Raw genomic sequence first — 17,140 nt, 5'->3', positions numbered from 1 at the left:
ATGCTCACATCCAGTCGCCCGGCAACGTCCGCAACGCTATGTCCGCGATCGGTCACTTGCTTGACCGCTTCAATCTTGAACTCTTCCGTGTATCGCTTGCTACTCATAGACACCTCCACTTGGTTGCCAGCTTAAGGCTTCGAAGTGTCTAGTGAACCGGGGGCGATTCACCCAGATAACAAAATTGAAATAGAGAGGATACAGATCATGGTTCCCAGTTTTGGTTTTTTTGAATTCGAGCCTTCCCGCCGTCAGTTCATCAGTGCTGAAGATCAAGAGCGGGCAGCCTTCCTGTCCGAAGTGGTCCAGCGCAGCACCGAGTTCGGCGCGGGCTACAACGAGGCTGCACGTGTAGCCGATAGCCAGGAGAACCTGTTCCGCGTGTTCTGAACACTGCGAGCAATTGGTAAAAAACCCGCCGATGGCGGGTTTTTTATTTCCGATGAATTGCGTTTTATCTGGCTATAAAAGAATTTTGTTGCGATTCGTTTTATGAATACAGAAGAACAAACGATTGGATGTCATGACATCGCACACTTAATATCACATCACGCACTCGATATTCGGGTGCGGTCAATGAATACCAGCGCAGAGAAAGAGGTCGATCATGGTTCCGAGTTTTGGTCTTTTCGAATTTGAAGCCGATCACAGCGTGTATGTGAGCAGCGAAGATCAGGAGCGTGTGGGCTATCTGGCCGAAATCGTGATGCACAGCACCGAGTTCAGCACCAGCCGCATGCATGAGGCCCGCGCCCATCGCGCCGTGGCCGACGACCTGAACCGCATCGGTTTCTAAGCCTGTTCGCCGGCCCTGCCGGCAAACGAGCATTCCTCTGCACGCAGCCCGTAACCGCCCCCGGTCACGGGCTGTTGTTTTTTTCCGGGAAGGATTTGGTTGCCTTTACTTCTCGCACAGGAACCGTTGTGCCGGCGCGTGGTCCGTGTCGCCATTGGCACTCGCTGCCGTATTTCACTGCGCGCCCGGACGCGGCAGTATCATTGCATCCATGATCCGACCTTCCTTCCTGCGACGCCTGCTGGCCCTGATCCTGATCGGTGTGCTGACCCTGCAGGGCGCTGCAGCGCAATTGCCTGACCTGGGCCATACCGCCCAGAGTTCCCTCTCTCCGGCCGAGGAAGAGCGCATCGCCGAAGAGATCCTGCGCCAGGTGCGCTTCCAGGAACCGAGCTATGTGAACGATCCCGAAGCGGAAGAGTACTTGGCCGATATCGGTCAGCGTCTGGCCCGTGCGGGGAGCCTTGACGGCCGTTTCCGTTTCTTCGTGCTGCGCGACCCCACCGTCAATGCCTTTGCCATGCCTGGTGGCGTGATCGGTTTTCATACCGGGTTGATTATCACGTCGCGCACCGAATCCGAACTTGCCAGCGTGATGGCGCACGAAATGACCCACGTTTCGCAGCACCATCTGGCGCGCATGCTCTCTTCACAAGGGACCAACACCGCACTGGCACTGGCCTCCATCCTTGCGGCCGTGCTGATCGGGCGAAACAGTGCCAATGTCGGCAGCGCCGTGCTGGCCGGCGGCCAGGCCGCGCTGATCCAGAACCAGTTGTCGTATTCACGTGACTATGAGCGTGAGGCAGACAGGCTTGGCCTGCAGATGTTGGCGGGTGCCGGATTCGATCCGCAGGGCATGCCGGATTTCTTCGCCCGGATGTATGCCCAGACGCGTTCGCTGGAGAACAACGCCAGCTCCTATCTCAGCACCCACCCGCTGACGCAGGACCGGATTGCCGATGCCGGTGAGCGTGTACGCCAGATCGGCGCCCGGCCGCAGGCCTCCCCCATCGACTACCACCTGATGCGCGCACGCATAGAGGTCGTGCAGCTGGGAGCACGAACTGCCATCGAACGTTATCTTGCCCAGCAGGACAAAACTCCCACGGCGCGTGCGGCAACCCTGTACGGGCTAGCGCGTGCCTATCTGGCCGATCATCAGCCGGACAAGGCAGCGCAGCAATTGCCGGAGTTGCAGACGCTGGGTTTTGGCAGCAGTTTTCTGGTGACTCTGGCCGCGGACGTTGCCATTGCTCAGGGGCGTTATGCCGAGGCGGCCCGGTTGTGTGGTGAGGCGCGCGCGCGCTTCCCGCTGCGCCCGTCGCTGCAGTATTGCGAAGCGGAAGCCTGGCTGGCAGGCAATGATGGTGAAGCGGCCTTGCGCGTCGTCGATCCCTCGTTGCGCACACTGAATCAGGATTACCGGCTGTACGCCCTGCAGGCGCGAGCGAACACGCTGCTCGGGCGCAGTACCGAGACGCACCGGGCGCAGGCCGAGGTTTACGCACTGCAGGGGGACTACACAGGTGCCATCGACCAGCTGGAACTCGCGCAGAAGGCCGGTGGCGGTGACCACATCGCCCAGGCCGCGATGGATGCACGCCTGCGCGAGATGCGCCGCCTGAACGCATGCAAAAAGACTAGAAAAGCCATATTCAGGGAACAGAACAGTGGAAAACCATCTCGTGGAACTCGATGCGCGTGGCTTGAAGTGCCCGCTACCCATCCTGCGTACCAAGAAGGCCCTTGCCAGCATGCAGAGTGGCGGCCAACTGCGTGTGTTGGCCGATGATCCGGCCGCGCAGAAAGATATTGAAGCCTTCTGCCGTCAGACGGGCCATGAACTGCTGGAGGTGCAGGACGGCCCCGGCGAGGGCGTACAGACCTTCGTGTTGCGCTGTCGCTGAGTCCATCGTGGCGCTACGTTCCACCGTCTTCAAGGCGGAGCTCGGCATTGCCGACCTCGATCGCCATTACTATGCCGACCACAGCCTGACACTGGCACGGCATCCCTCTGAAACCGACGAACGCATGATGGTGCGTCTGCTCGCCTTCATGCTCAATGCCAGCGAGTCGCTGGAGTTCGGCCGTGGCATCTCCACCGAGGACGAGCCGGCGCTATGGGATCGTGATCTCACCGGCAGCGTCATGCACTGGATCGAGGTCGGCCAGCCCGATGAGCGCCTGCTGCGCCGGGCCTGTGGTCGTGCCGACAAGGTCAGCGTGTATGCCTATGGGCGTGGCGTGGATCAATGGTGGCTGCAAAACGCCAATGACCTCAACCGGCAGGAAAAGCTCTCCGTCTGGCTTATCGACGCCCGCCAGAGCCAGGCTCTGGCCGATCTGGCCGAGCGCGGCATGCGCCTGCAATGTACGATCCAGGACGGGCAGGCGCTGATCGCCGGCGACGCGGACACCCTGCAGATCGAGCTCCAGCGCCTCAGCGCAGAGCGCTGAATCATCCTTTTCGCGGATCGGAAACATGGGCAACTTGTGGATTGCGCTGGCCGTGCTCGTGCTGGCGAGTGCGACTTTCTGGCTGGGTTGGCGCCTGCAGCACGGGCTGACCCAGCAGCGTGAGCAGCAGGAGGCCTTGCTGACGCGTGTGGAGTCGAGCCTGGGAGCCAGCCATCGTGCCATGCTCAACGATTTCGCTGTCGGGCTGGAGCGTCTGGGAGATCGCATGATCGCCGCACAGGCCGACAATGCCGAGCGTCAGCGCGCGCTGGTCGATGGTGAATTGCGCGCCACGCGCGAGGCCATGCAGGCTCTGCATCTGGCCCTGCAGGGGCTTGTGACGGGGCAGGGTGCCGAAACGGCACAGAAGCTTGCCGAGCTGGCCAGCACCTTGACTGCGCGCCAGGAACAACTGCGCAGCGAGATGCTTGCGCAGACACTGGAAAAGCTTGCCGAAGCCGCGCGGGCGGATCGGGAGCTGTTGCAGGATGGCCTGCGCAAAGCTTCGTTGCAGCAGACGGCGACCACCGAAGCGCTCACGCGAACCATGAACGAACGCCTTGATGCGATCACCGGTGTGGTCAATCAACGTCTGGACGAAGGCTTCGCCAAGACCAACGAAACCTTTGCCAGCGTGATGGCCCGGTTGGCGACCATTGACGAGGCGCAGAAGAAGATCGGCGATCTGACGGTCAACGTGGTCAGCCTGCAGGAACTGCTGGGCGACAAGAAGTCGCGTGGAGCTTTCGGCGAGGTACAGCTCGAAGCCCTTGTGCGCAACGCCCTGCCACCCGATGCCTATGAATTCCAGAGTCAGTTTGCTTCTGGCGCCCGGGCAGACTGCGTCTTGCGTCTGCCGGAGCCAACCGGGCGCGTGGCAGTGGATTCCAAGTTCCCGCTGGAAAACTATCACCGCATGTTCGATACCGCGCTTGGCGAGGCGGAGCGCAAGAGTGCCGAGAGCCTGTTCAAGCAGGACATCAAACGCCATGTGGATGCCATCGCCGGCAAGTACATCGTGCCTGGCGAGACTTCTGACGGCGCGGTGATGTTCGTGCCTGCGGAGGCGGTGTTTGCCGAGATCCATGCCTATCACCCCGATCTGGTGGGCTACGCGCAGGGAAAGCGTGTGTGGATCGTTTCACCGACCACGCTGATGGCGGTACTGAATACCGCGCGTGCAGTGCTCAAGGATGTGGAGACGCGCAAGCAGATCCATCTCATCAAGGATGCGCTGGGCAAACTCTCCAAGGATTTCGGCCTGTTCGACTCGCGCATGAAGAAGCTCGCCGACCATATCCGCCAGGCCAACGAGGATGTGCAGGCGGTGCACATCTCCAGCCGCAAGATCTCCGGGCATTTCGAGAAGATCGAGAAAGTGCAGCTTGATGAAGCCGGCCAGTTGCTGACTGGCGAGCTTCCGGCGGATGATTAGTGCCTGTTTCCATGCACCGCAAGACAAACAAGAAGAACATCACCGGAGGATGAGGAGATATGGCACCGATCAACAAGCGCGTGACGCTGGCCGATGTCGCGCGTCTGGCGGGAGTTTCCAAGCAGACCGTGTCGCGCGTGGTCAATGGCAGCCAGGCGGTTACGGGAGAGACCCGGATCCGCGTGGAAGCCTGCATCGAGCAACTGGGCTTCCGCCCCAGCCTGCTGGCGCGCCAGCTCACCACGGGGCGCAGCTTCACGTTGGGTGTGGTCGCCAATTCGGGCATCGGCTACCTGATGTCCGGCAAAGCCTACATGGACATGGTGCGCGAAGCCGATCGCATGGGCTTCTCGCTGCTGGTGAAGGAGGTTCCGGGGCACTCCCTGGAAGAGGTCACCGCGAGTTTCGATTACCTGATCGAGCGTCAGGTCGAAGGTGTGATCTGGGCAGGACCCGAGGTCGGTGACAGCCACGCCTGGCTGGATGACTACGACCCCGCCCAGTTGCCCATGCCAATGGTGGTCGTGAATGCGGGGCTGCGCCCTGGCTTGGATACCGTGGCCTTCGACAATCTACATGCCGGTCGCATCGCCACGCGACATCTGGCCAGTCTCGGACGGAAACACATTGGCCATATTTCCGGTCCCATGGATCGCTGGGTATCGCGGCAGCGTGTGGAAGGCTGGCGGCAGGAACTCGTGGCGCTGGGGCTGGAAGGCGTCCACTTGCTGGTTGAGAGCGATTGGGAAGCCGGTTCGGGCGGCCCTTGTCTGCGTGCGTTGCAGGAACTGTGTCCGCAACTCGATGCCGTCTTCGTCAGTAGTGACCGAACGGCCCAGGGGGTGCTGTTCGAAGCGCACCGTCAGGGATTGCGCGTGCCCGAGGATCTGGCTGTGATGGGCATCGATGATTTGCCCGAGGCGCAATACTTCATTCCGCCACTCACCTCGATGACCCAGGATACGCCGCACATGGCCGTCGTCGCGCTGCGCCTGCTCGTGCGTCGCATCTGCAAGTTGCGTGGCGAACCCTATCCCGCGGCCTGCGCCACACCCGAGGATCCTTCCTTGCTGCACACGCTGGTGGTGCGCCAGAGTACCCAGGGCGGCCCGTTCTAAGAACCTTGTGCCCTGCCTTGTTGCGAGTCCGTGATTGTGGCGCATCCGCTGCGCGATTGCCCACGGCTGGCGCACAGCCAGCCGGCTACGGCAGCGCCGAGCAATGCTCTGAGACGACAGGAGTGCAAGGCGTCAGACAGCCTTCTGCCGGACTTTCGGCACTCTGGTGAGCGACCAGTGGGCCAATGCCCAATGCCAGATCTCGGGCAGTGGCCAGTGCGCCAGATCATCGGGCGGTTGCTGGCTCAGGAAATCCAGCGCAGTGGCCAGTGCCGGACCTGGGGCCGTTTCGTCCAGGGGAAGGGCACGAGTCTGCTTGGAGAGTTTTTCACCGCCGGCATTGGTGAGCACGGGCAGGTGCGCATAGCGCGGCGTGTCGTGGCCAAGCAACCGCTGTAACAGGATCTGGCGAGCTGTGGAGTCGAGCAGATCGGCGCCGCGCACGATCTCGCCAATACCTTGCTCCGCATCATCCACCACGACCGCCAGTTGATAGGCGAACAGCCCGTCGGCGCGCAGCAGCACGAAATCACCGACTGCGGCATTTACATCCTCGGCTTGCGTGCCTTGCACCGCGTCGTGCCAGGCAATCAGCCCGGGCGGGCAACGCAGACGCCATGCACGCGGGCTGCGCCCTGGCGGCAAACCGGTACGGCAGGTTCCGGGATAGCGATGTGCACCATCCGGTGCGAGTAGTGCGGAGTCCGCGATCTCGCGCCGGGTGCAGGCGCAGGGATATACATGGCCTGCCGCGCGCAGGCGTTCCAGTGCTGCCGTATAGGCTTCACTGCGGTGGCTTTGCCACAGGGGTTCGCCATCCCATTCGAAACCGAAGGATTCCAGTTGGCGCAGGATGCCATGTGCGGCCTCGGGCGAACACCGGGGAAGGTCCACATCCTCGATGCGTACCAGCCATTGTCCGCCCTGGCTTCTCGCCTCCAGACAGGAGGCGAGCGCGGCGAGGAGGGAGCCGGCGTGCAGCAGGCCGGTGGGCGAGGGCGCGAAGCGCCCGATGCGGCGGGACGGGGCGGGCATGCGGGAATGACGGGGCAGGAACGGCGCAGACCCGCATGATACGTCTTGCTTCGGCGCGAAAGAAAAGCCCCGGTTGAACCGGGGCTCCAGGGTAATGCCGGTCAGTTAAGCGCCAGAATTTCCGATTCGGCGTCATCCCGGCGGAAGCCGGGACCCAGGTGTGTTTGAAAACACTGGATTCCGGCTTCCGCCGGAATGACGACCTAGTCTTGACTGAACTGCTGCCACCCCACCACTGCAGGGGTTGCTGAAGCCCGAAAGCCCCGGTCTGGCCGGGGTTCGCATCGGGTTTATTCGACGACGAATGCCGCCGTGCTGCCAGGGCGACGCAGCATCTTGTTCACTTCGTCCAGATGCAGTTCTTCCTGCACGATCATCTCGCGGGCATATTCCTCGAGCAGTACCGATTTGCCTTCGGCAATCGATAGCAACTCGTAATAGGCCTCCAGCGCATGTTTTTCGTGTTCCAGACTTTCACGCAGGATGTCGCCGATGTCGTGCTGCTGGGTTTCCAGCAGCGGGCCGATCTTCAGTGACGGATGGCCGCCCAGTAGCGTGACCAGTTCGCCAGCCTTGTGCGCATGGGTCAGCCCCTCGGCGGCGTTCTCCTTGAGCCAGGAAACGATGGGGATGCGGGTGTAGCCATACACCATCAATGAATAGTGCGTGTAACGCACCACGCCAGCCAGCTCGGTTTCCATGATGCGGTTGAGCGCATCGATGGCCTTAGGGGTGTCGAGGTCTTTCATGGAGCTCTCCAGTAGGGAATCGTCGTTGAGTGTCCGGCACTCGAACGGCGCCGGTAGCTCAATTCTGGACGTCGTTCCCTGCTGTAGCAACAGCCTCGGCGAGCAGTTCCTGCAGACCGCGAGCCAGACTGCCAGGCCCGGTGCTGTCGACGAACACGCAGCGTTTGCCGCTGCGCTGGCAATGATCTTTCACGCGCCAGTAGGCATTGTGGCTTATGCATCCGGTCTGGCAGATCACCAGATCTGCGGCCCGCAGATCGGCTTCCAGCAGTGGCAGCGGATGATCCACACCGCCATCGTGATGGGCAAAGCGCCCGCCGGCCGTCTCGATGAGTTGCCGGTAGGTTTCCAGACTGCTCTGGGCTCCTCCCACGCAGAGGATGTGGCGGGCGTCGAGATCCACGGCGTCGTCAGTGCTAGGCACGGTCTCCAGTGTGGAAGGCTGCTTGGCGTAGAGCCGGCGCAGGAAGCGCAAGGGCGCGCCACTCTGGCCAGCACGCCGCCGCATGGTTTCCAGTTCGCGTGAGAGGCGGTTGTTGCGCTCTTCCTGGAATACCAGCTGGTGAGCCAGACGACGCTCGGCGGTACCTGCCGATGCATCTGCGGTGTTGTTGCTGGAAAGCTCGGCCACGCGTGCACGCAGCCGGGCGATTTCCGTCTCCTGCAGTACGCAATCCGCGCGGGTCTGGATCAGCAGGGTACTGAGCCGTTCCAAGGCTGCCGTATGTTCGGCCACCAGTGTTTCGCAGTGGCGCTGGGCGGCTGCCAGGGCGCGGGTGAGTACGGCATTCTCCGAGGCGAGGGCGCGATACTGCGCCAGTGTGGATGCCGCGCCATCGCCATGGGGCAGCAGGATTGCAGGCATCTCTTGAGGTGCAGTCATGTCCATCGCCTCCGTACTGCCAGTGTTACAGGCGTTGCGAGTAGTACTCCACGACCAGCTGCATCTCGATCGGGAATGGCACATCGGAAATTGCCGGCAGATGACTCACCGTGGCAGCGAAATTCGCTTCGTCCATATGCAGCCATTCAGGGCGGGTCAGCGCCAGGTCGGCGAGGCTGGCGCGGATCACCAGCAGCTCGCGGCTGCGCTGGCGGACGCTCACCACGTCTCCCACGCGGATGCGATAGGAGGGGATGTTCACCGGGCGACCATTGACCAGGAAATGGCTGTGGTTCACCAGTTGGCGCGCAGGGAGCCGGCAAAACCGGCGCGGAACACCACGTTGTCCAGCCTGCGCTCGAGCAGCTCGGCCAGCTTGTCGCCGGTTGCACCTCTGTCGCGGCGTGCATCCAGCACCAGACGGCGCATCTGGCGTTCGCTGAGGCCATAGTTGAAGCGCAACTTCTGCTTTTCCTGCAGTTGCAGACCAAAGCCGGATTTGCGCTGCTGACGCGCGCCGTGCTGGCCGGGCGGGTTGGGGCGATCGGCGATGGTCTTGCGGGAGAGTCCTGGCAGATCGACGCCCAGGGCGCGCATGATCTTGAGGCGGGGACCGGTGTAGCGGGACATGTTGGGTTTTCCTTACTTGGTGAGAATCAGTTTGCCGTTGCGGGTGGCACGCAGCACATAGTGCATGCCCATGTGCTCGATGATCAGGGTGGAAGCCGATCCCATCAGACTGCGGCTGGAAACGGCATTCTCCAACAGGCTGTGCGGGATGCCAGCTTCGACAGGACGGGCCGTGGCAAGAGTCTGGACATGTTCCATGATGAACTCCTCCTTCAGTGCAGTTGGGGCTGACGGGCGCGCTCGGCCAGGGCCTGACGCTGTTCGGCTTCGGCTTGCTGGCGGTGGGCCAGCTCATGATTCAGACGGTGCCAGACGTCTGCCAGCTCGTCGCAGGCGCGGGCCAGCAGCGGGTCGGTATCCGGGCGTTCCGCTAGCGCGGTGAGATGCTGGATCAGCGAGGCGCTTTTGGCGGCGCTCATGCCATGTGCGGCAGAGCAGGTCAGCAGATGCAAGGCGGAGGCGAGCAGCACTGCTGGGCGGGCCTCGGCAATTTCAGGATCGACGTTCATGCAGGAACTCCTGGACGGGTGAGAGCGGTTCGGGGGTTTTCCATTCCGGTGGAGAAAAAAGACGCTGGCTCGCGGTTTGCCGCTGGCTCGCGCAAATTCCCTACTTCCATGCCCGAGCGCCCCGGCACAGGCATGAGTGCGTCCGGAAGAACCTGCCGGACACCCAACACACTTGTTGCACGCTTGCGCATTGACAACGGTTCCATCATACACAAATGAGAATGATTCGCAAGCGCTATCGTCGAAAACTTCAGTACACCCATGTGGCTTGCCCGAAAGCCTTGTGGAATCAGCTTTGACGCTCCGCCGCTGCCTCACAGCAAAATGTGTTCTTGCTCGTATCGCCAGCCATGGCTACAAAGAAAGTGCAGGCTCGTCCTGCGAAGCAGACCATCCAAGGAGCCGTCTATAGCAACGGTGAAACTGGTGACAAGCTGGCATCTCAATGACCGGGTGCGTCCCGGATGAGCGGTGGGGTCCTGCCACCGTGCCAAACGCCGCGCAATGCGGCGTTTGGCTTTTCTCGGCAGCAATCGTTCAGACTGAGGAGGGCGGGGTTTGTGTCGGCTTGCGGGTGAGCGCATTCACGCGCTGTGCGATGCGCCAGGTCATCTGCCCCAGGCGCAGCCAGCGCTGCCACCGCCAGGGCAATACCAATCCGGCCAGATCGGCTGCCCGGGCAAGCCAGTCTTCTGTCGTGTTCAGTTTCTCGTCGCCGACAAGGCCGATATTGCCACCGTGCAGTTCTTTAATGGACTCACGTAGGCCCAGGCGGTATTGATCGGCACGAAGTTGCAGTACCTGTTTTTCCAGTTCGCGAAGTTCGTTGCGTCTGTTCATGGCGGATCCTCCGGCTGTTCACCAAAGATCTGCTGATCGCGCGCGAATTCCGCGCGCGTGGCGGAAAACGGGCGAGGGCTGCAGCGTAGTCGCCAGGCGACATACAAGGCCAGTGCCAGCGCCAGAATGCCGTGACCGAGTGCCAGCGCGCAGGCGACGGCCAGCGCGTAACCGTGCGGCCAAGCCCAGATCAGCAAGGCCACGGAGGCAAACAGGATGAAGAAGTACAGGGCCAGCGCGCAGACCAGCAGCCAGACCAGGTGCCCCAACTGGCGTTCGCTCTCTTCCTGAAGCTCAAGGCTGAACAACGCGAGGCGGTTGGCTGCCAGCCCCCCTGCGTTGCTCAGAAGGCGCCGCAAGGCGCCTGGCACAAGATGCAGCATCGGCTCAGCGGCGGGCGATCAGCAGGCCAACCACCACACCCAGTGCGGCACCAACGCCGATGGCCTTCCAGGGATGCTCATGTACGTATTCATCGGTTGCACGCGCAGCGTGGCGCGCTTTCTCGAGCGCAACTTCCTCGGCGTCAGTCAGACGGCTCCTGGCTTCACGTAGCCCCTTGAGTATCCGTTCCTGCAGCGCTTCGGCTTCCTTGCCCGTGGCACTGGCGGCCTCGGTAATCAATGCTTCGGTCTTCTGCAGGATCTCCTGCGACTGATCGAGCAGCTTGGACGCGGTTTTTTCAGACATGGCTGCACTCCTTTTTGACGTTGAGAGGGGGTGAAACGGTGCACCGTTTGTGAGCCCGATGCGTTAAATCAGGGCAAACGGTGCCATGCTAGCTTCTGAATGACCATTACCGACGGGGGACAGTTCCATTGGGCAGTGCCTGCCGAAGCGCCATCAGGCGCGTTCGTGCAGCGATTCTTGCCCGAGTGCGATTGCTGCGGATAGAACGTACTCTGCCATGGTCCACTTCATGCTTCCATCTTTTCACGGCCCTATATCGAAGGGATCTATTCTCATGCATTCGTTCCACCATGACCGCCCGCAGACTCGGGCAGAGGAAATCGCCAACTGGACCAGCCATGGGCTGGGCCTGTTCGCCGCCATCACCGCCTTTCCGGTGCTTGTGGTGCTTACCGCGCGTTGGGGTACGGCAATCAACATCGTCGCGGCCTGCATCTACGCCAGCAGCATGGTGCTGATGTACCTCAGCTCCACGGTCTATCACGCGATACCGCACGGCCGTTTCAAACGCTTCTTCCAGAAGCTCGATCATGCCGCCATCTATCTGTTGATCGCCGGCACCTACACCCCCTTTACCTTCAGTGTGCTTTACGGCGCCTGGGGCTGGACCTTGTTCGGCATCATCTGGACGCTCGCGGGCATCGGCCTGGTCCTCAAGCTTGCCAACCGGCTCAACCGGCCATTGTGGTCCAACGGGCTTTACCTGCTGATGGGATGGCTGGTGGTGATTGCGGCGGTGCCGCTGTTCTCCAATCTACCGCTTGCCGGAGCGATCTGGCTGGTGGCCGGTGGCGTGGCCTATACCGGTGGCATCATCTTCTTCGCGCTCGACAATCGTCTGCGCTATGGCCATTTCATCTGGCACCTGTTCGTGCTTGCAGGGACTGTCTGCCACTTCTTTGCCGTGCTCTACGGTTGCCCGCCAGCCTGATATCGATGAGTGACGCGCGTTCGGCGCGCTGCCGCCGAACGCCTGCCGGGACAAGGTGGTTTCCCTCAAGCGGCGCCCGCCAAGTAGAATCGGGCGCTTGTTGAAACTCCCATCCTTCCGGAAAGCGCAATGGCTCAATACGTCATGTCGATGCTGCGCGTGAACAAGGTCGTTCCGCCCAAGCGTCAGATCATCAAGGACATCTCCCTTTCATTCTTCCCCGGTGCAAAGATCGGCCTGCTGGGCCTGAACGGTGCCGGTAAATCCACCGTGCTGCGCATCATGGCCGACGTCGACAAGGAGTATGACGGCGAGGTGCAGTGGCAGCCCAACCTTTCCATTGGTTACCTGCCGCAGGAGCCGCAGCTCGACCCGGAGAAGACCGTGCGCGAGGAAGTCGAATCCGGGCTCGGCGAAGTCATGGAGGCACAGAAGAGGCTTGAAGAGGTGTATGCCGCCTATGCCGAGCCGGATGCTGATTTCGACAAGCTTGCCGAACTGCAGGCGAAATACGAGAACATCATCGCCACCAGCGGTGCGGATGTGGAAACCCAGCTGGAGATCGCTGCCGATGCGTTGCGTCTGCCGCCCTGGGATGCCAGGATCGGCCCGCTCTCCGGTGGTGAAAAGCGTCGCGTGGCACTGTGCAAGCTGCTGCTCTCCAAGCCGGACATGCTGTTGCTGGACGAACCCACCAACCACCTCGACGCCGAATCCGTCGAATGGCTGGAGCAGTTCCTGGTGCGTTTCCCTGGCACTGTGGTGGCTGTCACCCACGATCGCTACTTCCTCGACAATGCTGCCGAGTGGATCCTCGAACTCGACCGTGGCGAAGGTATTCCGTGGAAAGGCAACTATTCTTCCTGGCTGGAGCAGAAGGAAGAGCGTCTGGCTCAGGAATCCAGGCAGGAAGATGCCCACCGCAAGGCCATGAAACAGGAACTGGAATGGGTGCGCCAGGGCGCCAAGGCACGTCAGTCCAAGAGCAAGGCACGTCTGGCCCGCTATGAAGAGATGGCCAGCGTCGAATACCAGCGCCGCAACGAAACCCAGGAAATCTTCATCCCGCCGGGCGAGCGTCTGGGCAGCCAGGTCATCGAGTTCAAGGGCGTCTCCAAGGGCTTCGGCGATCGTTTGCTGATCGACAATCTTTCGTTCCAGATCCCGCCTGGTGCCATCGTCGGCGTGATCGGTCCCAACGGTGCCGGTAAATCCACGCTGTTCCGGATGATCCAGGGCATGGAAAAGCCGGACTCGGGTGAGATCGAACTCGGCAGCACAGTGAAGATCGCCGCCGTCAACCAGACCCGCGAGGGGTTGGACGACAAGAAGACTGTCTTCGAAGCCATCGCTGAAGGCACGGACATTCTCACCGTTGGCCGCTTCGAAATGCCCAGCCGTGCCTACATCGGTCGCTTCAACTTCAAGGGTGGCGATCAGCAGAAGATCGTCGGCAATCTTTCAGGTGGTGAACGCGGCCGTCTACACCTGGCCAAGACGCTGGTGCAGGGCGGTAACGTGCTGCTGCTGGATGAGCCCTCCAACGACCTCGACGTGGAAACCCTGCGTGCGCTGGAAGACGCCTTGCTGGAATTCTCCGGCTGTGTGCTCGTTACTTCCCATGATCGCTGGTTCCTCGATCGCATCGCTACGCACATTCTGGCCGCCGAAGGCGATTCCCAATGGACCTTCTTCGCAGGCAACTATCAGGAGTACGAGGAAGACAAGAAGAAGCGTTTGGGTGAGGAAGGCGCGAAGCCGAAGCGGATTCGGTGTCGGCCGATCAGTCGCTGAACCCTGTGTTCAGACAACAAAACCCGCCGGCATGGCGGGTTTTGTTTTTGTAATACCGACCCGCTACGTCAATCCAGCGGCAAGGCACCACGCATGACGATGCGACGCAGCACGAAGCTGGTGTGCACGCCCGAGACGCCTTCGATGCGGGTGATCTTTTCGAGCAGCAGGCGTTGGTAGTCGTCCATGTCGCGTACCACGAGCTTGAGCTGATAGTCCGATTGCTGGCCGGTGATGAGCAGGCATTCGATCACTTCGGGGATCTGGCCGATGGCGGCTTCAAAGGCGGCGAAACGCTCCGGCGTGTGCTGATCCATCGAGATGCTGAGCAGTGCGATCAGGCTGAGCCCCAGCTTCTTGGCGTCAAGCGCGGCGTGGTAGCCGGTGATCAGGCCGCTTTCCTCCAAGGCGCGCAGGCGGCGCAGACAGGGCGAGGGCGAGAGTCCGACGCGGGCGGCCAGATCCTGATTGCTGATGCGCCCTTCGCGTTGTAGCACCTCAAGAATCCGGCGGTCATAGCGATCCAGTTGCATGGTCATGGCGGTGAAAACAGAGTGATGGCAATTTTATGCTTTTAATTTCTTAAAAATAAGCAGGATGTTTCTTGTTGCTCTGGTTTTAATGGAATTTTCGCAATCTTCTGCGCCAGGAAATTCCATAAAATTCTTCCATCGATCGACAGGATCTCACCGCGCACTGCCTGACCTTGATGGTGCGAACGCTGGCTCCCTTGGCACTTACCGGTGCCGTGTGGCAGATCACGACGGTTCACAAGACCGCCAGACAGCATCCGGCAGATTGATGCCGATGAACCAAGGCCTGCTTCCGCTGGAGGCGGGCCTTGCTTCATTTCCCGTGTTGCGAGAATTCCAATGCCTTAGCGCAGCTACAACGGGCTTTCCCGCGCTGGAGCCCGCTGCGTAGCAGCGTCATCCCTTCAGGGTGATCGATGTTCAGAGGGATGAAATGCTGGCGGCTGAAATGAAAAGTCCGCCGGATGGCGGACTTTCAGTGGATTGACATGCCCGCAATAGACGCTCAGAGCTTCTTGTGGAAAGTGCGGTGGATCACGTCCAGTTGCTGTTCGCGGGTGAGCTTGATGAAGTTCACCGCATAGCCGGAGACGCGGATCGTCAGTTGCGGATATTGCTCCGGGTGAGCCATGGCGTCGCGTAGGGTTTCCTCTGTCAGCACATTGATGTTGACGTGGAAGCCACCGTGCTTGATGCCTTCACCTTCCACGCTGACCATGCGGCGCTGCCCGATGTCGAGGTCGGACATTGGCAGTACGGCGTCCTGAGCGATGAATTCATTGTTACGGATCGCCACGCAGCGTGCCTGGATGCCATCCGACAGCCAGATGGAGTTTACGAGATGGGGCTTGGAGGAGCTGAGAATCTGGAAGCCTTGCATGATCTTTCCTTCAAATGAGGGTTGTGTCGAGGTCTGAAAGTTTTTCTTGTGGGTATTCCGGTTTGCCTGCCGGGAAACGATGCGCAATCGTGGCGGGCCTCCCGGCATGGCATTCATGTTGTCGGCGTGATGATCATCAGTTGGGGTGTCCATCACGCCTTTGCAAGCTCAGAAGCTGTTCATGAACTGAGTATCGGCTCCTCAGTGCTTGCGATCCTGGTGGGCAGGGCGTTGCAGATCCGCCTGGCGATACTTCACCCATTGTTCGTGGATCTTCTGGCCGACTTCACCCGGGGTGACGGGGCGGGCATGCAGATGCAGAGGTTGCAGTGTGTTCATGATTTTCTCCTCAGAACGAGATTGAAGGCTGACGCCAGGGCGCCAGGAACGCGCGGGTCGGACGTGAGAGACGGAGCCGGCTCGTGAAAACCGGCCTGGCGCAGCCATGCGTCAGGCGCTGATCGGAGAAAGGAATACGCCAGCAGGAATCGGCGTGGAGCTCCCGTTGGCCGGCGGGCAGGGCGCAAGGCGTCAGCCGCAGGTGGCGGGCGTGCTTCGGCGTCGGGATCGTCACGGAGGGCGACGGACGGGCTGCAATGCTGCGAAGGATGGCGAGCGGTGCGGTGACCGTCGCTGTGATCCTGACTGGCATGTTCCTGAGGGTGAATCCGTTGCTTCGGGCCAGCCACACATCGCGGCCGACCAGGTTTCTGCATGAGCAAGAACGCACGGTGTGCCGAACCTGCCAAGGTCATACGCAGAATCAATGAACGTATTTTCGCGCCGTGGCGGCATCCCTGCGAGGAATTTACAAAGTTTTCTGCCCTTGTCTTGCCCGCAGCATGCGTGCCACGTATCGCACGCTTGTTCTTTTCATGTGCCTGCGTCGGCGTAGACTGACTTTCAGCTCGTGTGCGGAGGAAGTCTCGATGAAGCTTGTGAAGTTGCCCGGAGGAGAAAGCGTGCCGCAGCTGGGGCAGGGCACCTGGATGATCGGCGAACAACGCAGCCGGCGTGCCGGGGAGATCGCCGCATTGCAGCATGGCATCGATCTGGGCCTGCGCCTGATCGATACCGCCGAGATGTACGGCGAGGGCGCCTCTGAGGAACTCATCGGCAAAGCCATCCGGGGCCGCCGCGAGCAGGTCTTTCTGGTCAGCAAGTTCTACCCGCAGAATGCCAGCCGGCGTGGCGCACAGCAGGCTTGCGAGCGCAGTCTGAAGCGTCTGGGCGTCGATTTGCCTGGATCTGTATCTGCTGCACTGGCGCGGCAGTGTTCCCTTCGCCGAAACCGTCGCCGCCATGGAAGCCTTGCAGGCGCAGGGCAAGATTCGGCATTGGGGCATTAGCAATCTGGATACGGATGATCTGCAGGCGCTGCATGCCGTGCCCGGCGGCGAGCAGGCGGCGGCCGATCAGGTGCTCTACAACCTGACGCGGCGCGGCATCGAATGGGATCTTTTGCCTTGGTGCCGCAAGGAGGGCTTGCCGGTGATGGCCTATTCGCCCATCGAGCAGGCGCGCCTGCTGACGAATCCCGATCTGATCCGCCTCGCGGCCGAGCAGGGGGTTACGCCGGCACAACTGGCACTCGCCTGGCTGCTGGCTCAGGACGAGATGATCGTCATTCCCAAGATGGGGTCGCGACAGCACGTCGACGAGAACTTCGCCGCGCTCGGTGTTCGGCTCGATGCCGGTTTGCTTGGTGCGCTGGATGATCTGTTCCCGCCGCCCCGGCGTGCGATGCCGCTGGAGATGCTGTGAGGAGCATTTAGCGCCTTCCCGTCAGGGTACTCGCTGTTTGCCGTCCAGCGGCGGAATGCATTTCCGGCGCAGAGGGCTGATCCTGACGGGGTC

26 protein-coding genes are annotated in these 17,140 nt (G+C 61.2%); 11 read left to right on the top strand and 15 right to left on the bottom strand.

Features of this window, described 5'->3' with window-relative positions; translation table 11 throughout:
- Positions 1 to 107, bottom strand: a 107-nt coding sequence (locus BGI27_RS13615) for a transposase (protein WP_141239830.1), incomplete at its 3' end; no start/stop codon positions are given.
- Between the two features lie 100 nt (positions 108 to 207).
- Between BGI27_RS13615 and BGI27_RS13610 the strand changes: the two genes are divergently transcribed.
- From BGI27_RS13610 to BGI27_RS13580, 7 genes are all read left to right on the top strand, one after another.
- Complete coding sequence (locus BGI27_RS13610) at positions 208 to 390, top strand: hypothetical protein (protein ID WP_095525402.1); 183 nt, start codon at positions 208 to 210, stop codon at positions 388 to 390.
- A 217-nt stretch (positions 391 to 607) separates the two neighbouring features.
- A complete protein-coding gene (locus BGI27_RS13605; RefSeq protein WP_095525401.1) occupies positions 608 to 796 on the top strand; it encodes a hypothetical protein in 189 nt (62 codons plus the stop codon).
- 211 nt (positions 797 to 1,007) lie between these two features.
- Positions 1,008 to 2,591 carry a M48 family metalloprotease gene (locus BGI27_RS13600; RefSeq protein ID WP_095530373.1) on the top strand — a complete coding sequence of 528 codons (1,584 nt, stop codon included), beginning with the start codon at positions 1,008 to 1,010 and terminating at the stop codon, positions 2,589 to 2,591.
- The gene (locus BGI27_RS13595; RefSeq protein ID WP_095525399.1) at positions 2,485 to 2,706 is read left to right on the top strand and encodes a sulfurtransferase TusA family protein; all 222 of its coding nucleotides are present in this window, start codon (positions 2,485 to 2,487) and stop codon (positions 2,704 to 2,706) included. Before BGI27_RS13600 ends, BGI27_RS13595 begins: the two co-directional genes overlap by 107 nt.
- 7 nt (positions 2,707 to 2,713) lie before the next feature.
- Positions 2,714 to 3,256, top strand: coding sequence for a YaeQ family protein (locus BGI27_RS13590; protein ID WP_095525398.1), 543 nt, complete (start codon positions 2,714 to 2,716; stop codon positions 3,254 to 3,256).
- 304 nt (positions 3,257 to 3,560) lie between these two features.
- Entirely contained in the window at positions 3,561 to 4,691 is a 1,131-nt protein-coding gene (locus BGI27_RS13585; RefSeq protein WP_420886936.1) for a DNA recombination protein RmuC, read from the top strand.
- Positions 4,692 to 4,750: 59 nt separating this feature from the next.
- A complete protein-coding gene (locus BGI27_RS13580; protein WP_095525396.1) occupies positions 4,751 to 5,809 on the top strand; it encodes a LacI family DNA-binding transcriptional regulator in 1,059 nt (352 codons plus the stop codon).
- A gap of 132 nt (positions 5,810 to 5,941) precedes the next feature.
- On the opposite strand, the gene gluQRS is transcribed toward BGI27_RS13580, so the two are convergent.
- The 10 genes from gluQRS to BGI27_RS13535 all read right to left on the bottom strand — a co-directional run bounded on the left by gluQRS (position 5,942) and on the right by BGI27_RS13535 (position 11,145).
- Positions 5,942 to 6,844 (bottom strand): tRNA glutamyl-Q(34) synthetase GluQRS, encoded by a 903-nt coding sequence (gluQRS, locus tag BGI27_RS13575; protein ID WP_095525395.1) that lies wholly within the window; start codon positions 6,842 to 6,844, stop codon positions 5,942 to 5,944.
- A gap of 290 nt (positions 6,845 to 7,134) precedes the next feature.
- Complete coding sequence (locus tag BGI27_RS13570) at positions 7,135 to 7,593, bottom strand: ferritin-like domain-containing protein (protein ID WP_095525394.1); 459 nt, start codon at positions 7,591 to 7,593, stop codon at positions 7,135 to 7,137.
- Between the two features lie 58 nt (positions 7,594 to 7,651).
- A complete protein-coding gene (locus BGI27_RS13565; protein WP_170943045.1) occupies positions 7,652 to 8,476 on the bottom strand; it encodes a DUF2325 domain-containing protein in 825 nt (274 codons plus the stop codon).
- Between the two features lie 25 nt (positions 8,477 to 8,501).
- Positions 8,502 to 8,774: a S4 domain-containing protein gene (locus BGI27_RS18980; RefSeq protein WP_223871804.1), complete on the bottom strand. Its 273-nt coding sequence runs from the start codon at positions 8,772 to 8,774 to the stop codon at positions 8,502 to 8,504.
- A complete protein-coding gene (rpsD, locus tag BGI27_RS18975; RefSeq protein WP_223871803.1) occupies positions 8,771 to 9,106 on the bottom strand; it encodes a 30S ribosomal protein S4 in 336 nt (111 codons plus the stop codon). Before rpsD ends, BGI27_RS18980 begins: the two co-directional genes overlap by 4 nt.
- 12 nt (positions 9,107 to 9,118) lie before the next feature.
- The gene (locus BGI27_RS13555) at positions 9,119 to 9,304 is read right to left on the bottom strand and encodes a hemin uptake protein HemP (RefSeq protein WP_095525392.1); all 186 of its coding nucleotides are present in this window, start codon (positions 9,302 to 9,304) and stop codon (positions 9,119 to 9,121) included.
- A 14-nt stretch (positions 9,305 to 9,318) separates the two neighbouring features.
- The gene (locus BGI27_RS13550; protein WP_095525391.1) at positions 9,319 to 9,615 is read right to left on the bottom strand and encodes a hypothetical protein; all 297 of its coding nucleotides are present in this window, start codon (positions 9,613 to 9,615) and stop codon (positions 9,319 to 9,321) included.
- Between the two features lie 537 nt (positions 9,616 to 10,152).
- Entirely contained in the window at positions 10,153 to 10,455 is a 303-nt protein-coding gene (locus tag BGI27_RS13545; protein WP_095525390.1) for a hypothetical protein, read from the bottom strand.
- Positions 10,452 to 10,814 (bottom strand): phage holin family protein, encoded by a 363-nt coding sequence (locus tag BGI27_RS13540; RefSeq protein WP_170943044.1) that lies wholly within the window; start codon positions 10,812 to 10,814, stop codon positions 10,452 to 10,454. Before BGI27_RS13540 ends, BGI27_RS13545 begins: the two co-directional genes overlap by 4 nt.
- 28 nt (positions 10,815 to 10,842) lie before the next feature.
- Positions 10,843 to 11,145, bottom strand: a complete 303-nt coding sequence (locus BGI27_RS13535; RefSeq protein WP_095525388.1) for an ElaB/YgaM/YqjD family protein — start codon at positions 11,143 to 11,145, stop codon at positions 10,843 to 10,845.
- A gap of 274 nt (positions 11,146 to 11,419) precedes the next feature.
- On the opposite strand from BGI27_RS13535, the gene trhA reads away from it, so the two are divergent.
- Both trhA and ettA read left to right on the top strand, forming a co-directional pair.
- A complete protein-coding gene (gene trhA, locus BGI27_RS13530; RefSeq protein ID WP_095525387.1) occupies positions 11,420 to 12,076 on the top strand; it encodes a PAQR family membrane homeostasis protein TrhA in 657 nt (218 codons plus the stop codon).
- Positions 12,077 to 12,205: 129 nt separating this feature from the next.
- Positions 12,206 to 13,870 carry an energy-dependent translational throttle protein EttA gene (gene ettA / locus BGI27_RS13525; protein ID WP_095525386.1) on the top strand — a complete coding sequence of 555 codons (1,665 nt, stop codon included), beginning with the start codon at positions 12,206 to 12,208 and terminating at the stop codon, positions 13,868 to 13,870.
- Between the two features lie 68 nt (positions 13,871 to 13,938).
- Here ettA and BGI27_RS13520 read toward each other — a convergent pair whose 3' ends face one another.
- The 4 genes from BGI27_RS13520 to BGI27_RS13505 all read right to left on the bottom strand — a co-directional run bounded on the left by BGI27_RS13520 (position 13,939) and on the right by BGI27_RS13505 (position 15,622).
- On the bottom strand, positions 13,939 to 14,403 hold the full coding sequence (locus BGI27_RS13520) for an Lrp/AsnC family transcriptional regulator (protein ID WP_095525404.1): 465 nt from the start codon (positions 14,401 to 14,403) through the stop codon (positions 13,939 to 13,941).
- Positions 14,404 to 14,444: 41 nt separating this feature from the next.
- Complete coding sequence (locus tag BGI27_RS13515) at positions 14,445 to 14,720, bottom strand: hypothetical protein (protein WP_141239766.1); 276 nt, start codon at positions 14,718 to 14,720, stop codon at positions 14,445 to 14,447.
- Positions 14,721 to 14,908: 188 nt separating this feature from the next.
- A complete protein-coding gene (locus BGI27_RS13510) occupies positions 14,909 to 15,283 on the bottom strand; it encodes an autonomous glycyl radical cofactor GrcA (protein ID WP_420886935.1) in 375 nt (124 codons plus the stop codon).
- 201 nt (positions 15,284 to 15,484) lie between these two features.
- Positions 15,485 to 15,622, bottom strand: a complete 138-nt coding sequence (locus BGI27_RS13505; protein WP_170943043.1) for a hypothetical protein — start codon at positions 15,620 to 15,622, stop codon at positions 15,485 to 15,487.
- A gap of 590 nt (positions 15,623 to 16,212) precedes the next feature.
- On the opposite strand from BGI27_RS13505, the gene BGI27_RS18550 reads away from it, so the two are divergent.
- Positions 16,213 to 16,632: an aldo/keto reductase gene (locus tag BGI27_RS18550; protein ID WP_263406624.1), complete on the top strand. Its 420-nt coding sequence runs from the start codon at positions 16,213 to 16,215 to the stop codon at positions 16,630 to 16,632.
- Positions 16,520 to 17,047 carry an aldo/keto reductase gene (locus BGI27_RS18545; protein WP_317984298.1) on the top strand — a complete coding sequence of 176 codons (528 nt, stop codon included), beginning with the start codon at positions 16,520 to 16,522 and terminating at the stop codon, positions 17,045 to 17,047. Before BGI27_RS18550 ends, BGI27_RS18545 begins: the two co-directional genes overlap by 113 nt.
- Positions 17,048 to 17,140: the final 93 nt, after the last annotated feature.

The organism is Candidatus Dactylopiibacterium carminicum, assembly GCF_014736495.1.
GTDB lineage: Bacteria > Pseudomonadota > Gammaproteobacteria > Burkholderiales > Rhodocyclaceae > Uliginosibacterium > Uliginosibacterium carminicum.
The sequence above is the reverse complement of the archived record's forward strand: the minus strand, read 5'-3'. Positions and strand labels throughout refer to the sequence as shown.